The sequence below is a fragment of the Paenibacillus sp. KS1 genome (assembly GCF_001680695.1).
Classification (GTDB): Bacteria; Bacillota; Bacilli; order Paenibacillales; family Paenibacillaceae; genus Paenibacillus_B; species Paenibacillus_B suaedae.
Genome location: NZ_MAIS01000014.1, coordinates 73168 through 89461, shown reverse-complemented (window position 1 = coordinate 89461; position 16294 = coordinate 73168). Strand labels below are relative to the sequence as shown.

12 protein-coding genes are annotated in these 16294 nt (G+C 47.1%); 9 read left to right on the top strand and 3 right to left on the bottom strand.

The genetic code is table 11. The features are described from left to right. Positions 1–142 precede the first annotated feature (142 nt). The 5 genes from BBG47_RS07230 (at position 143) to BBG47_RS07210 (ending at position 6579) form a co-directional block, all read left to right on the top strand. Complete coding sequence (locus tag BBG47_RS07230) at positions 143–361, top strand: cold-inducible protein YdjO-related protein (RefSeq protein ID WP_021253672.1); 219 nt, start codon at positions 143–145, stop codon at positions 359–361. Positions 362–542: 181 nt separating this feature from the next. After that, on the top strand, positions 543–3731 hold the full coding sequence (locus BBG47_RS07225) for a bifunctional cytochrome P450/NADPH--P450 reductase (RefSeq protein WP_065291160.1): 3189 nt from the start codon (positions 543–545) through the stop codon (positions 3729–3731). A 251-nt stretch (positions 3732–3982) separates the two neighbouring features. Further along, positions 3983–4561 carry a hypothetical protein gene (locus BBG47_RS07220; protein ID WP_065291159.1) on the top strand — a complete coding sequence of 193 codons (579 nt, stop codon included), beginning with the start codon at positions 3983–3985 and terminating at the stop codon, positions 4559–4561. 3 nt (positions 4562–4564) lie between these two features. Continuing rightward, positions 4565–5710 carry an AI-2E family transporter gene (locus BBG47_RS07215; protein WP_065291158.1) on the top strand — a complete coding sequence of 382 codons (1146 nt, stop codon included), beginning with the start codon at positions 4565–4567 and terminating at the stop codon, positions 5708–5710. A 377-nt stretch (positions 5711–6087) separates the two neighbouring features. Beyond that, a complete protein-coding gene (locus BBG47_RS07210) occupies positions 6088–6579 on the top strand; it encodes a C40 family peptidase (protein WP_036590961.1) in 492 nt (163 codons plus the stop codon). A 58-nt stretch (positions 6580–6637) separates the two neighbouring features. Here BBG47_RS07210 and BBG47_RS07205 read toward each other — a convergent pair whose 3' ends face one another. The 3 genes from BBG47_RS07205 to BBG47_RS07195 form a co-directional block, all read right to left on the bottom strand. Further along, entirely contained in the window at positions 6638–8047 is a 1410-nt protein-coding gene (locus BBG47_RS07205) for a sensor histidine kinase (RefSeq protein WP_065291157.1), read from the bottom strand. A gap of 10 nt (positions 8048–8057) precedes the next feature. Then, positions 8058–8747 carry a response regulator transcription factor gene (locus tag BBG47_RS07200; RefSeq protein ID WP_021253666.1) on the bottom strand — a complete coding sequence of 230 codons (690 nt, stop codon included), beginning with the start codon at positions 8745–8747 and terminating at the stop codon, positions 8058–8060. 126 nt (positions 8748–8873) lie between these two features. Further along, the gene (locus BBG47_RS07195; RefSeq protein WP_065291156.1) at positions 8874–10964 is read right to left on the bottom strand and encodes a serine hydrolase domain-containing protein; all 2091 of its coding nucleotides are present in this window, start codon (positions 10962–10964) and stop codon (positions 8874–8876) included. Between the two features lie 410 nt (positions 10965–11374). Between BBG47_RS07195 and BBG47_RS07190 the strand changes: the two genes are divergently transcribed. From BBG47_RS07190 to BBG47_RS07175, 4 genes are all read left to right on the top strand, one after another. After that, positions 11375–12763, top strand: coding sequence for a TldD/PmbA family protein (locus BBG47_RS07190; RefSeq protein WP_065291155.1), 1389 nt, complete (start codon positions 11375–11377; stop codon positions 12761–12763). A 3-nt stretch (positions 12764–12766) separates the two neighbouring features. After that, entirely contained in the window at positions 12767–14116 is a 1350-nt protein-coding gene (locus BBG47_RS07185) for a TldD/PmbA family protein (protein ID WP_254659767.1), read from the top strand. 105 nt (positions 14117–14221) lie between these two features. Then, the gene (gene brnQ, locus BBG47_RS07180; protein WP_065291154.1) at positions 14222–15574 is read left to right on the top strand and encodes a branched-chain amino acid transport system II carrier protein; all 1353 of its coding nucleotides are present in this window, start codon (positions 14222–14224) and stop codon (positions 15572–15574) included. A 166-nt stretch (positions 15575–15740) separates the two neighbouring features. Further along, positions 15741–16271 carry a GNAT family N-acetyltransferase gene (locus tag BBG47_RS07175; protein ID WP_065291153.1) on the top strand — a complete coding sequence of 177 codons (531 nt, stop codon included), beginning with the start codon at positions 15741–15743 and terminating at the stop codon, positions 16269–16271. Positions 16272–16294: the final 23 nt, after the last annotated feature.

Genomic DNA, 16294 nt, shown 5'->3' with positions numbered 1-16294 from the left:
TAAAGTCGTTCGACTTTTGGGACAGCCCCTTTTCTATAGTCGGATCAGCATACATTTTGCTTTGACAGGTGACGCTAAGTAATGATATATTTTATCGGCCTAATGGTAAATGAATGCTGATTGGAAAGGGATGTACTGGAAAGTGACAACGAGTCAAGACGACAAACCGAAATTGATTATCACAAAAATTCTGAAATGCAGAAATCCGGAATGTAAAGCATGGGTAAGAGACGAATTTGCCTCTGGGGAGCAATCTTGCCCACTCTGCAAAGGACCAATGATTCGAAGCATGAAGCATTTGCCTGCTGTTCAGAATAAAATAAAGCGTCAGCCTAAGAAAAAGAAAGAAGAGCTGTGGTAAGCAAGTGAAGCTGCACTTATAGCCTCTAGGTAAAAGAGCCTCTGTGAAGATAATTTCGGGAAACCGTTATTGTTTTGCAGCGGCTCTTTTGCTATGTGGGATGAAGTGATGCGGTATTGCAAATAATAGACTGAAAGTATATACGATTTGATATGTCTATTAGTAAGGAGTAGATACCGCAATGTCAGAATCAAATTCACCCCATATTCCTCAGCCGAAGACATTTGGTCTGCTGGGGAATTTGCCGCAGCTGAACTTGGAAGCTCCAGTTCAATCCATGGTACAGCTGGCTGAGGAGTATGGCCCTATATTTCGCATTGATTTGCCGGGGAGAAGCGAAATTTTTATCTCTGGCCATGAGTTGGTAAAGGATGCGTGCGACGAATCGCGCTTCGATAAAAACGTATGGGCGCCCTTGCGCAGTGTGCGGGCATTTACCGGCGACGGACTGTTCACAAGCGGAACAGAAGAGCCGAACTGGCAGAGGGCGCACAATATATTGCTGCCGAGCTTTAGCCAGTCGGCTATGCGCGGTTACCATGAGATGATGGTTGATATTGCGGTGCAGCTTATCCAAAAATGGTCAAGGCTGAATCCGGATGAAAGTATCGATGTGCCAGAAGACATGACACGTCTGACACTCGATACAATCGGTCTCTGTGGGTTCAATTATCGATTCAATAGCTTTTATCGCGATCAGCCCCATCCGTTTATTACAAGCATGGTTCGTGCGTTAAGCGAAGCAATGCATCAGCTTCAGCGCCTCAATATTCAAGATAAGCTCATGGTGGTCACGAAGCGGCAGTATCGGCATGATATCCAGTTTATGTACTCGCTCGTAGACAAAATCATTGCGGAGCGGAAGCAGCAGCCGGATGAAGCTGGTCAGGATTTGTTGAGCCATATGCTGAACGGAAAGGATCCAGCAACCGGAGAGTCATTGGATGACGAGAATATCCGATACCAGATTATTACGTTTCTAATTGCGGGTCACGAGACGACAAGCGGCCTGCTGTCGTTCGCAATCTATTACTTACTGAAGCATCCCGAATGCTTGCAGAAGGCTTACGAGGAAGTGGATCGTGTGCTGACAGATCCTGTTCCGACGTATGCACAAGTGAGACAATTGCCATACATACGGATGATACTTAATGAATCACTTCGCTTATGGCCGACCGCCCCGGCATTCTCACTATTTGCGAAGGAGGATACACTGCTGGCTGGCAAATACCCGCTTGCAAAGGGCGAGAGTGTGAATGTGCTTGTACCGAGGCTTCATCGAGACCGTGCTGTATGGGGTGAGGATGCAGAGCAATTCCGACCCGAACGTTTTGAAGACCCGAGCCAAATTCCTCATCATGCCTACAAGCCGTTCGGCAATGGCCAACGCGCGTGTATCGGGCAGCAGTTCGCGCTGCAAGAGGCTGCGCTCGTTTTGGGCATGGTGCTCAAGCATTTTGAGATAATCGATCATACCAACTATCAGCTGAAGGTGAAGGAAGCACTGACGCTGAAGCCTGAAGATTTTCGGATTCGCATTCGGCTGCGGAAGCAACTGGGGGCGGGGATTTTGTCTGCAAAAGGAGCGCTGAGTGGCGAATCAGAATCGCATGAAAATGCTCAACAACAAGCTCCAATGGCCGAAGCGCACGACACGCCGCTGCTCGTCCTATACGGCTCCAATCTCGGGACGGCCGAGGGCATTGCCCGCGAGCTGGTGGATGAGGGACGCTACCAGGGATTCCGGAGTGAGGTCGCTCCACTAAACGACTATGTAGGCAAGCTCCCGAAGACTGGGGCTCTCCTCATTGTAACCTCTTCCTACAACGGCAGGCCGCCAAGCAATGCACAGGCATTCGTGGAGTGGCTCGAGCAGATTGACGATGGCGAGCTGGAAGGTGTCCGCTATTCCGTATTTGGATGTGGGGATCATAACTGGGCAAGCACCTATCAAGATGTACCGCGATTCGTTGACGAGCAGATGCAGAAAAAGGGTGCTGAACGGCTGGTGATTCGGGGCGAAGGGGATGCGAGCGGCGACTTTGAGCTGAATGTCGAGAGCTGGCGTTCCAAGCTGTGGCCAGATATGATGAAAGCGCTAGGATTACAGCTGAGCAAGCAATCGGAAGCCGTTCGCAGCACGCTTACTGTTGAATTCGTAAAGGATTATGCAGGCAGCAGGTTGGCCAATTCGTATGAAGCGGTTCATGCCGAAGTTGTAAGCAATCGCGAGTTGCAGCAGGAAGGAAGCGGGCGCAGTACCCGTCATATCGAGATCGCACTCCCCGATGGAGTCACCTATGAGGAAGGCGATCATTTGGGAGTGCTGCCGCGCAATCATACTTCACAGGTTAATCGCGTGCTGCAAAGATTTGCGCTGAACGGCAGCGATCATCTGATCGTTAATGCAAGCGGACGCAGTGCGGCTCATCTGCCTACTGGCCAACCGGTCAGCCTGTCCGATTTGTTGAGTCATAGTGTAGAATTGCAGGAAGCTGCGACCCGGGCTCAACTCCGTGAATTGGCGTCTTATACAGCTTGCCCGCCTCATAGACGTGAGTTGGAATCACTTGTAGCTGAGGATATGTATGTAGCTGAAGTTCTGCGCAAACGGGTTTCCATGCTTGATTTGCTTGAGAAATACGAAGCTTGCGAGATGCCGTTCGAGCGTTTTTTAGAGCTGCTGCCTCCGCTTAAGGCTCGATACTATTCCATTTCCAGTTCACCTCGCATCCAGGAGAAGCAGGCGAGCATCACGGTCGGGGTCGTCCTCGGCCCGGCGTGGAGCGGCATGGGAGAATATCGTGGAGTTGCTTCCAATTACTTGGCTTCGCGTGAAGTGGGCGACTCGATTCTGATGTTCGTACGGACACCTGAATCCAAATTCCAGCCCCCTGCCGATCCTGCAACGCCGATTATCATGGTTGGACCTGGAACCGGGGTCGCACCTTTCCGTGGCTTTTTGCAGGCTAGACAGGCGCTGCAGCAAGAAGGGAAATCTCTTGGACAAGCCATCCTCTATTACGGCTGCCGGAATGAAGCAGATTACTTATATCGTGAGGAACTGGAGAGATTCGTGCAGGATGGAATCGTAACCGTGCATACCGCCTTCTCTCGTAAAGAAGGTGAGGCTAAAACGTATGTCCAGCATATTATAGCTCAGCATGCGGAACAAATCGTAGAATTACTGGATAAGGGAGCCCACTTATATATCTGCGGAGATGGAAGCAAAATGGCGCCTGATGTGGAAGCTGCTTTGCGGCAAGCTTTTCAGAACGTGCATCGTGTTCATGAGGAGGAGGCGAAGCATTGGCTGGAACGTTTGCAAGCGGAAGGGAAATTCGCAAAGGATGTGTGGTCTGGTTTGTAGCATCCAGAACATAAGGCTGCACCATCTATGGTCGTCTGGATATTCACCATTTCATCGGATGGTAGGGAATTTGCGCAGCGGAAAGAAACAACTAGCAATGACAGAGAAAACGACGATGTTGTCGTTCCATGTCATTGCTTTTTTTATGCAGAAAATGCTTCAAAATGTCTTTCTCAACTGATTAATTATTTGTGGTAATATGTGGGTAGGTGTGCAATTGAATTTGAGAAGCGAAAAAAGGAGGACTGGAGTTGGCTGTACATCACATAAAAAGAAAGTTTCTTGCTGGTGTGCTGCTTGTTTTTGCCTTGCTGGTATGGAGTGTCAATATTGATGATACCGCTGCTGCTGCGAAATCAAAATATGCAGTCCAGCTAGGAAATGTAACGGTACCACAAAATGAGATATTGAATGAGCAAGGGATGATCCTAGTTCCACTATCCACAATAACGGGTTCTATGGGGCTTGACATGTCCTATGCTTTTCAACCGGGATTATATGATTATCATGTATACGCTATGCCGCAGAAGACCAACACAGTCGAAGTTTGGGGGAATGACTATCGTGGATATTGGGTCAGCACACATCCGAATGGCAAGGAGGATTACGAAGATTACACCCATGTTTATCAACCAGATCAGGATTGTGCTCCAAACTCGGATGTCTGTAGAGTGTTAAAGAAGACATACCGCGGGCCAGTCATCCGAGACGGCCAACTGTATGTACAAGTACGATGGGTTGCGCAAGCATTTGATTGGAATTTAACAATCATTCCGCATGGGAAGGGGCAATTAGTGATTAAGATTACATCCAACACTGAAGGGAGCTAATGCATGGAGAAACGATCAACAAGGCCAGGCCGAATGTTCACGTTTATCTTGAATCATAAATTGATCTCGTTTTTGTTGATTGTGTTGTTAATCAGTTTGAACGTGTTTATTTTTACGAAAATCTCATTTATTTTCTCTCCATTCATTATTTTCATCAAGACAGTGTTGTTCCCAGTGCTATTAGCAGGGGTGCTCTATTATTTGCTGAATCCGATCGTTGATCTTCTGGAGCAATGGAGAGTCAAACGATTCATATCCATTCTCATTCTCTATATTCTGATTATCGGCATTATTACGGTCGTCGTCCTTGCTGTTATTCCTGTCATTAAGAAGCAAGTTATGGACTTGATTGCCAACTTTCCAGGGTTCAGTACCCAGATTGAGACGTTGTTCCGCGACATGATCGGCAGTGAGTTCTTCAATCGTATCCAGCAGAGCATCGATATTAATTCCAGCAACTTCGTAAGCTCCTTGTCCGAGCGGGCTACCTCACTCTTAAACAACACATTCAATGGAATCGGTGGTTTTCTAGGTGCAGTTACCGAAACGATTCTCGGCCTTGTCATCGTTCCATTCGTTCTATTCTATTTGCTGAAAGATGGCCGGCGGCTGCCTGATTATATCCTTACATTTTTGCCGACTACGCTGCGCAAGCAATCCCATCAAGTGATGTCCGAGATGAATAATCAAATCAGTTCCTACATACGGGGTCAGATTATTGTAAGCTTCTGCATCGGCATCTTACTGTATGCGGGCTATTTAATCATTGGGCTTGAATATTCACTAATTCTAGCAGTAATTGCAGCTTGTACGAGTATTGTACCGTATTTGGGCCCTGCAATTGCAATCACACCCGCGATGATCGTGGCGCTTGTCACTTCACCGATGATGCTGCTGAAAATGATCATCGTCTGGACGATTGTCCAATTGGTGGAAGGGAAGCTCATTTCGCCACAAATTATGGGGAAGACACTCCGCATTCATCCGATTACGATCATTTTCGTCATCTTGACAGCCGGCAATCTGTTCGGTGTAGTGGGCATTATTCTGGCTGTGCCTGGGTATGCAGTGCTCAAGGTTGTTGTTACGCATTTATTTGACTGGTTCAAGCGCCGCTCTAATCTCTATGACGATCATCTTACGATGTAAGTTGACTCTGCAGCTTGGGCAATTGATAATATTCATATGCAGCGCCATTTCAACGTTTGTATGCGATGAGATGGCGCTGTTTCATGTGTTCATCGCTTATTCTGCATCCTGAGATAACGGCAGTTGCTGCACGGCAAAATTTTGATGATCTAGTATCGAATCTATTTATTTTTTATCCTGCCAAAGGAAGAATGATCACAACGACCTATTTGTCAAGAAGAGAGAGATGAGAAATTTATAATGTTGCTCTAATAGATTACAAAAAAGTAAACAACAGCAATGTTTCAGCTCTTCTCTAGAAAATAATGGATAAAAATTATGTGTTATGGTATGTAACGTCGCTGGTGAGCACATCAGCACTATCCATTTTTTGGGAGATGAGAATATTGTTGAATAAAAAGAAGTTTGGAAAAATATTTGTATGCGTAACATTAACGTTGTCCTTTGCACTGTCAGCTGGTGCAGTAATGCCTGTTCAAACAGCTAGCGCCGCTTCCACATCGCAAAGCTCTAAGGCAGACAAAATTATTGCAACAGGAAAAAAATACTTAGGTGTTAAATATAAATTTGGTGCCAAGTCGGGAAGCACGAAAGCATTCGACTGCTCTTCGTTCACACAATATGTGTATGGCAAACACGGAATCAAGCTTCCACGCACATCGAAGCAGCAATCCAAGGTTGGAGTTGCAGTAAGCAAAAAGAATATGAAGAAGGGTGATCTCCTGTTCTTCTACTCTCCGGTTCATCATGTAGGAATCTATATGGGCAATGGAAAAATCCTGCACACTTATGGCAAGGGCGGAGTAAGAATTGACAACTTGAGCAAGTGGGAGTCCCGCTTGACGAAAGTTCGTCGTGTAATTAAATAGTTTATAATGGACAAGCCTAAAGCAATACGATGTACTGCTTTAGGCTTGTTGTATGTTCTCAGGCATTGTGCAAGTACGGTATGCACACAATAAATGTGCTGCCCTGTCCGATCGTGCTCTCAACTCGAATGGTGCCATGATGCTGCTCTACGAGCTCCTTCGCAATGGCCAGCCCTAAGCCCGTGCCTCCCGTTACGCGAGAGCGAGCCTTATCGACACGATAAAATCGATCGAAAATTTTATCTAAATCTTCTTCGGGTATCCCAATTCCGGAATCCGATACTCGAAGGCATGCATTTTCTTTCTCTTGATAGACGGCAACTTCGATCCAGCCCAGGTCATTGGTATACCTTATGGCATTTTCAATGAGGATAACGGCAACCTGGCGCAATTGTTCCTTATCCCCATGTACATAAGAAGCCTTATTCAGATGCAAACGCAAGGAAATTTTGGAATCGGATTTCCAAAGCTGCTTGATTGCTTCTCGGACAATGTCGGTGAGATTTACTTGTTCCTTCGGCGTGGCGCTCTTGCCTGAACGGGCTAACGTCAATAGCTGAATAATAAGCCGCTGCATGCGCTGGCTCTCTAGATCTAGCGAATCCAGTGATTTTTGCAGAACCTCAGCATTTTGATTCCCCCAGCGCTTCAGCAGCTTCACATGACCACGAAACGCGGTCAGCGGAGTACGGAGCTCGTGTGAAGCATTTGTAATAAAGTTCATCTCCCGTTCAATCAGTTCTTCATGCTCATCTAACAACTGATTGAAGCGCTCCGCCAATTTCGTTAGCTCTACCGGCGTTTTCGGGACATGAACCCTCTGCCTTAAATTCGGTGAATTCTTCATCTGAACAATTGAATTCATTATGCTGAACAGGGGGGAGAGGTTCCTCCTTGTTATTTGATAAATAAGCAGCGATCCTGCTGTTGAGCTGGCAAGTGCAGTAATGACGAGTACTTTAGTGATAATGAGCAAGATGCGTTCAATGGAGTGGAGCTGAACATGAATATAGATTCGACCGACCTGCCCATTGGTTTGATTCCATATGACTTCATCTCTGATGAACAGTCCATAGTCGGTGTTCCACTGCACGGTATCAAACCATCGGATTCGATTTTTCTGTTCGGCGAGGAAAGCCTCGTCCCAGTTGCGAGTTTGTGCTAATATGCGTCCATCAGAGGACACAATTTGAACATCATAGTTCGCGTGATCGGGGTATAGCAGTTCATCGAGAAGGGATTGCCACTCCAGAAAGCCATCTTGAATGCTTTCTCTTAGTTTGCGTTCGACGGCGAAAAGTTCCTGCTTGGAGTCTTGGAGCAACAGATGGGTGACTGCTCCCATAATACAGATCCCGATTAACAGAATGACAGCTAATAGGCTAAGAACATACCAGATCGTGAAGCGGAACATTAACGTATTGGCAGAATGCTTAAGCTGCTGGATAAGTGACTTGAACTTGGTCATTTCAGATACCTTATGGTTCACGCAGCACATATCCGACACCGCGAACGGTCTGGATTAACTTATGCTGATAGCCGCGATCCAGCTTGTTGCGCAAATATCGGATATAGACATCGACGACATTCGTCTCACCAACAAAGTCATATCCCCACACAGAGGACAATAGCTGTTCACGGCCAATCACTTCACCGAGATGTTCCATTAAGTATTGAAGTAACTCGAACTCACGCTGCGTTAATTCGATACGATCCCCAGCACGGGTTACGACTCTTTTCTTCACATCCAAGATGAGATCTGCGAGCTGGTATACTTCCTTCTCTTCCGGATTAGCGGCATGGTTGGGGCGTCGTAAAGCAGTGCGTATGCGGGCAAGCAGTTCCTCAATCTCGAACGGCTTCGTAATATAATCATCTGCACCTGTATCGAGACCAGCAATGATATCTCCAACATAATCACGAGCAGATAAGAGGATAATTGGGACATCACTGACGCGGCGAATTCTCCGGCATACTTCAAGGCCGTTCAGCTTGGGCAGCATCCAGTCTAGCAGGATGAGGCTCCACTCGCCTTGTTGAAAGAATTCTAATGCTTGTTCCCCGTCTACAGCGACAAGTACCTCGTACCCTTCATGCTCAAGTTCAAGCTGGATGAATTGAGATACACTTTGTTCATCTTCGACTAGTAATATGGAGTGGGCTGACATGTGTTCACCACGTTTACACAAAGTTTTCCTATAGTATGACCTTGGGGTTGGGAATGCATTCTGGACTGCTGGAAAAGGAAATAGCTCTCGCCGCAACGTAGAGATTCGACGAGAGCTATCTTGTGGTTAAAGCGGAATCGGCTGAGCAAGCAATGTGCTGATCAAGGCAGCTGCTTCTTGCCTGAGCATGCTGCGTTTGGATTCATAATTCAGAGAGCCGTCTGCGTTAGTTTTAATTTCGGGGCCGTATTTGTGCATAGCGGCAGCATACTTGACACCGTCTAATGCCCAGACGTCAGTATCGCCAACCAGTTTCGCTTCTTGCACAGGAGCTCCGAACGCTTGAGCGATTCGCCACGCAATCATTGCCGCTTCTTGCCGTTGAATGGGCTGATCAGGTCGGAAGAGCTCACCTGATTCCCCGGTGATAAGCCCCAGATCATACGCCGTTTGAACGTCTTTGGCAGCCCAGTGGCCTTTCATGTCGGTGAAGGAGACTGCGTTCAACGAAGGCTGCATGCGCAAGCACTGCATGAGCATGGAGACGAATTCAGCACGCGTAATGGGGGAGGAGGGACGGAACTGCCCTTGATGTTCGGATACTCCACTCCTCATCATGATATCTTGAATGTATCCATAATACGGATGATTCTTGTCGATATCTGAATAGAGGACTTTAGGAACAGGCAGCTTCTCGAACCATGTTACGTTGCTGTTATCCATGTGGGAAATTTCTCCATTGTCTTCCTGTTTGAAGCCAACTAACTTTCCATGATCCGTGCGGAACAGCCATGGTTCGATCTGAGTCAATGTATGGGTTCCGTAGAATGGATCGATCAGGGATAATTTTTTGTCAGATTGCTCAGCAATTCGAACGACCTGGATGCCCATCCGAAGACTACGGTAGTGGCCAACTAGTTTATTTTTCACCTCTTGTGAGGGCTCCGTTTGCGGTGGGGCAGGCCGTTTGTCTGGATAATAGTGATTCATAAAGGAACGAAAAACCGTATTGCGATAATCTGCACTAGAGTCTTCGTTTGAATTGTATGCGACCAAAAAGCCGACATTTTGTTCTGGCAAGAGACTTAACCAAGAGCCGAACCCTGGAAGATTTCCACCCTTGCTTATGACGGTTTCACCATGATAGGACTCTTGAAACAAGGATTCGAAGCCGTATGTCGTATTCGGAATTTTCGGATGAGCGGATACACGGATTTTTACCATCTCGCGTACGGTTGCAGGCTGTAAGATTCGCTGCCCCTTGTACGTACCGCCATTTAAAAGCGCGATCATAAATTTAGCCATATCCGCACCGGTTGATACAAGGCTTCCGTCAGGGCCGTCTGCGGGAGATACCTCGTAATAAGGAAGAACTTCACCTGTCTTCGTATAGCTTGTCGCTAGATCCTTCTTAGCCTCTGGCGTCATTACGAAGCTGCTGTTCGTCATCCCAAGCGGCTGCAAAATATGCTGCATGCCATATTCGTGGAACGGAACTCCAGTTATGCGCTCAACAAGATAACCTTGAAGTCGAAAGGCGAAATTGTCATAGCTGTATACAGTGCCTGGCTTGCGTACAACCGTTGGCATATACTTGCGAATATACTCAGCGTTCGTCTTGATTGCTATGTCGTCAGGAGCTTCAGGGTAATCGAAACCAGACGTGTGCGTCATAAGATGCTCAGCTGTTAACGACCCTTCGACTTTTCGAGGAATGGCGACATCCCCCATGTACGCGCTGATGTCTTTCTTCAGATCAATCTTACCCTGCTCAGCGAGCTGAAGCAGCGCCAATGATGCGAAGGGCTTCGTTATGGAAGCAAACCTTAGAATCGTACGATCGGGATCCATGGACTTTTTGGTTTCTACATCTGCATAGCCATACCCTTTGCTTAATACGACTTGCCCATCCTTGACGACGACAAAGACAGCTCCCGGAAGCTTCTTCATTGAAGGTGAGGAAAATAACTTGTCAGCAAATGCTTCAACCTCCTTAGGATCGGAGGGGCCGTTAGTCAAGATTGATGGGGACGAGGCTTGTGTGTTCCGTATTACTGTGCTTGCGGACGGGGAAGATTCTGTACTCGACTCAGCCGCATACGCCGGAGCGACAGTTGTGAGTGCCACGGCAAGTGAGAGTATTATCATCAGCTTCCGAGCACGGCGATGATTCGGATTAGTGCTTGCAGATGTTCTATCTGTTAAATGTGGTTGCATTTTCTCTCCTCCAATATGGATAAAGATCAATGGAGACTGAACTTGCGAGTACATATGAGACTGTGTCATTCTTGCACGGTACTTCAATTGCTGAGCATCTATTTGCGCTGCTTTTTAGTAAATATGGGGCTCATGCTGAGAATTTTCTTACTTGCATGAAGTAAATAGATGGAGTTAATGTGGGTTAACCATTCTTTTTTTGTTGGTTTGAGTTGGTTATGCTAGAAATCATAGTATAATCATTTACATATAGAAGAGAGGCATTCTATCGAGTTAGCTATCGAGCTACACGAATTATTAAGCTACGCGTCATCGAAGATGTTGCGAAAATGGTTCGTTAGGGATATCCTCTGCTTCGACATACATACATATGCAACTAAGAAATCTAGCTTACAAGGAGGGCACAGTTTATGCTTCATCCGTCGTTAATTGAGAATGTGCTTACCGCCGCTTTAGCAACTGGCGGGGATTTTGCTGAGGTATTTATGGAAGATCGGACGACGTCTAGCCTGGGGATGATTGGTGGAATCGTAGAACATACACTTGGCGGTCGAGATTATGGCGTCGGGATACGCATATTCAACGGGGTGTTCGCGGTATATGCGTATACGAATGATTGCACCGCAGATAATCTGATCAAGGTAGCTGCTTCAGCTGCACAAGCGATCCGTGGTCAAACCAAAGATATTGTAATTGATTTGCGTCGAGCGAGCATCGCTGATCATCATCCGGTTCTTATTCCACCGAATGAAGTGGGAAAGGGACGCAAGATAGATTGGATGAGACGTGCGCATGCATCATCTATGGCATACAGCCGAGCGATTACGCAAACCTCGATAGCACTGAATAACTGGGTACAAGATATTTGCATTGCCAATTCCGAAGGACTGCTGGTGGAAGATCGCAGAACCTACACGAGAATGAGCTTCAGCTCAATTGCTGAAGCGGGGGGCGTCAAGCAAGGAGGATACGTCGCTCCTGGTGCTCACGCGGGTCTGGAGTTAATCGAGTCGATGGATATTGATTGGTACGCTAGAGAAGCATCCCGCATCGCGACTACAATGGTAGGCGCCGGCTATGCGCCGAGCGGCAAGCTGCCGGTCATTATCGATAATGCCTTTGGCGGTGTCCTATTCCATGAGGCATGCGGGCATGGACTTGAGGCGACAGCTGTTGCGAAGAAGGCTTCTGTGTTCGCCGACAAGATCGGTGAGCAAGTGGCGTCTCCACTTGTAACTGCCATCGATGACGGGACGATTCCGAATGCTTGGGGCTCACTGAATATCGACGATGAAGGAGCGCCAACACAGCGTAATGTGCTCATCGAGAATGGGGTGCTGAAGGGCTATCTGATTGATAAGCTGGGCAGCCGCAAAATGGGAATGCCGTCAACGGGATCTGGCCGCCGGCAATCCTATCAATTTGCACCGACCTCCCGCATGAATAACACGTACATTGCAGCAGGTCATTCCACACCGGAAGAGATTATTGCCAATACAGAGTATGGCCTGTATGCCAAGACAATGGGCGGAGGCTCCGTTAATACAGCGACAGGTGAATTCAATTTTGCGGTCAATGAAGGCTATATCGTGCGCAACGGAAAGGTCGAAGAACCGGTCAAAGGTGCAACTCTAATCGGCAAGGGAATCGATGTTCTCCAGAAAATTGATATGGTAGGCAACAATCTAGATCACGGTCAAGGCATGTGCGGCTCATTGAGCGGCAGTATTCCCGTCAATTGCGGTCAGCCAATGCTTCGTGTATCCAGCATGACGGTCGGCGGAAGAAAGGGGGAATAAACGATGGCATTGGAGATTGCAGCATTTCAACAGCATCTATTTGAAGAAGGGCGTAAACAAGGCTGCGTGAAGATGGAAGTCTATTATGAACAGACTCGTTCAACTTCTGTGCGTGTCTCTAAGGGAGATATCGACGCATTTACAATTAAGGAGACGGGCGGCGTCTCATTTCGCGGCGAATTCAACGGCAAAATGGGCTATGCCTATTCGGAAAGATTAGAAACGGATGTCATTGCATTTCTGATTGAAGAAGCAAGAAGTAATGCGTATGCACTCGAAAGCAGCGAAATAGACAAGTTGTTCCCTGGAGCACCCACTTATCAGCAGGTCAAAACCCATGAAGCGGAGCTGCTGCTTACGGCACCACAGCTTCTCATTGATGCAGCGATGGGCATGGAGCGAATCGCGCTAGCATCCGATGAACGGATTACCTTAGTGAGAAGCTCTTCTGTTACGCTCACTGAGAATGAGGTCATGATCGCTAATACAGAGGGGTTGAATTGTAGCGCATCATACAGCACTGCAGTTGGCAGCCTATCCGTTGTGGCGACACAATCTGGCCAGACGACGACAGGCGATTGGTTCGATTACTCCATGGAACGCTTCGAGGATATCGACTTCGAGGTTATTGCTCACAAGGCAGTTGAGGAAGCGGTGTCGAAGCTGGGGGCGGATACCATATTGTCTGATCAATATCCAGTCATCTTCCGCCATGATGCAGCCAGCAAGCTGCTAGGTTCCTATACGTCCATCTTCTCAGCAGAGGCGGTAAATAAGGGCTTCTCAGGCTTGAAGGATAAGATCGGCGAGCAGATAGCGGGAAGTAATGTCACCCTTGTGGATGACCCGCTCATGAATGGCGTTCTGGGTGCTTGCTCGTTCGATGCAGAGGGGTATGCCTGCACATGTACGGAAGTGATTAAGGAAGGCAAGCTGCTCACTTATTTGCATAATGGGAAGACGGCAAGCAAGGCAGGTTTGGTCTCGACAGGTCATGCCTCTAAGGGCGGGTACCGCGGTAAAATCGGTATTGCGCCTCACAATATGTATGTACTTCCAGGTTCGACGGCGCTTGAGGACATGATTGCAGGCATGGAGAGAGGTGTAATGATTGTACAACTCCAAGGTCTGCACGCGGGGACGAATGCCGTATCCGGCGAATTCTCGTTATCCTGCACCGGCTTCCTTATCGAGCAGGGGAGAGTCGTACGTCCTGTCAATCAAATCACGGTATCCGGCAACTTGTTCGAGATGTTGAAGCAGATAGAGGTTGTAGGCAGTGATATCCGATTCACAGGCAGATGTAATGCGCCATCATTGAAGGTAAAGGGCTTGACGATCTCAGGAGCATAAATCTGAAGCAAATGCAACACAGGAATTGGATTTGACAGGAAAGAAGCCCGCTTTCTATAATGAATTGTTATAATAAGGTCGGTAGATAACAGCAGGAGATGCAGCATGACTGAACTATCAAAAAAAGAAACGTTTGTTTTTGGGTTAATGTTATTTGCTTTATTCTTTGGTGCAGGTAATCTCATATTCCCACCTGCGGTGGGATATGCGGCAGGTTCAAGTGTATGGCAGGCGATGGTAGGGTTCTTAATTACCTCAGTAGGGCTGCCGATTCTAGGTGTTGCAGCAATCGCTAAATCTGGTGATTTGCAGTCGCTTACAAATCGCGTCCACCCAGGATTTGGGTTTGTGTTTACGCTTATTACGTATTTAGCGCTAGGGCCGTTTCTCGTCATTCCGCGTGCCGGCAGCGTAGCGTTTGAGATGGGAACAGTCCCACTCCTTCCAGAGCCGCTTCGAACAAGCGGCTGGTCATTATTGACGTATTCCGTGATTTATTTTGTCATCTGCTATTGGTTGTGCTTGAATCCATCGAAGCTGTTCGAGCGCATCGGCAAAGTACTGACACCTATATTGTTGGTGATGATTATTATCGTCTTCATTCAGAGTTTATTCCATCCGCTCGGGGACTATGGTGTGCCTGCAGAAGGGTATGTACAATATGCTGCTTTTAAGGGTGGTATAGATGGTTACTCAACGATGGATGCCTTGTCTGCTCTATTGCTTGGTAGTGTCGTCGTATCGGCAATACGCAAGCGTGGCGTTACGAACACACAGAAGCTGTCTGCCATCACGATTAAGGCTGGGCTGATCGCAGGTGTATGTCTCGCCATCATTTACATGATGATCGGGTACCTTGGATCCACGAGCCATTCTGTAATCGAAGGGGCTGCGAATGGCGGTCAAATATTGACTGCAATCGTGCTATTCTTATTTGGCAAATGGGGCACCGTACTGCTAGGGATTGTATTCCTTCTTGCTTGCTTAACGACTTCGGTCGGCCTGTTGGCAGCGTGTGGAGAGTACTTCCATTCCATTATGCCGCGGATTTCGTATAACAAGTGGATTGGAATCTTATGTGTCGTAAGTGTAGCCGTAACCAATTTGGGGCTTGATCAGATTATTTCATTTTCAGCGCCAATCGTGTCCGCCATTTACCCACTTACCATTGTTCTTATCATTTTGGCATTGCTTCATCGCATGTTCCATGGACATTCAGCCGTATATATTGGCAGCTTGCTCGCAACTGCATTAATCAGCATTGTAGATGGCTTGAAGCAGGCGAATTTTGAAATGGGAGCGGTTGAGAGACTGTACAGCCATCTCCCGTGGTATACAGCTGGACTTGGCTGGATCGTTCCTGCCATTGCGGGGGGAATTATCGGCTATTTGTGGGCATTCGCTCGCAAGGAATCACAGGATAGTCAGCCAACGGAAGCAACGGAAGCAATTGAATAATGGTAGAGTGAGTATAAGCTTAATTTCCTTAGTTAGGAGATTAAGCTTCTTTTCATCTCGCTATATGGATAAGCAGAAGGAATACTCGAACGGAGAGCGAATAGAATCAGGAATATGTTGTTGAGCATTTGCTTCGGCAGTATGTAAGAAAGGGGATCAAGAAACGATGATCGTGAAAATGACACATTCGAATAGGGATGATTACAATAAGCCAAACGACGACGGGTTTACTGTGATTGGTCGGATTGTTCCCACCTATAAAAATGATACATGGTCTTATACAGAAGAACGATTTGATGAGCCGTATTTCAAGCAATATGAAGAGGAAGAATTTGATAACCGTTATATAGAGGACGAAGATAAGGCAGTGTTCTTCTATTACGGGGAGGACAGCTGCGTCGGACAAATGAAAATTTGTTCAAACTGGAATGGATTTGCGCTCATTGAACATATTCAAGTTGCAGCAGCTTGGAGGCACAAGGGAATTGGAACTGCATTATTGAAGACAGCTGTGGAATGGGCGATGCAAAATAACTGTGCTGGTCTTATGCTTGAGACACAGGATGTGAACATTCAAGCGTGTCGCTTATATGCCAAGTATGGCTTTGTCATTGGCGCAGTAGACAATATGATGTATGCGAATTTTGCAACTGCGAAGGAAAGAGCGATTATTTGGTATTATAAGTTCTCGCGTTAGTTGCAAGGGATACATAACGGCTA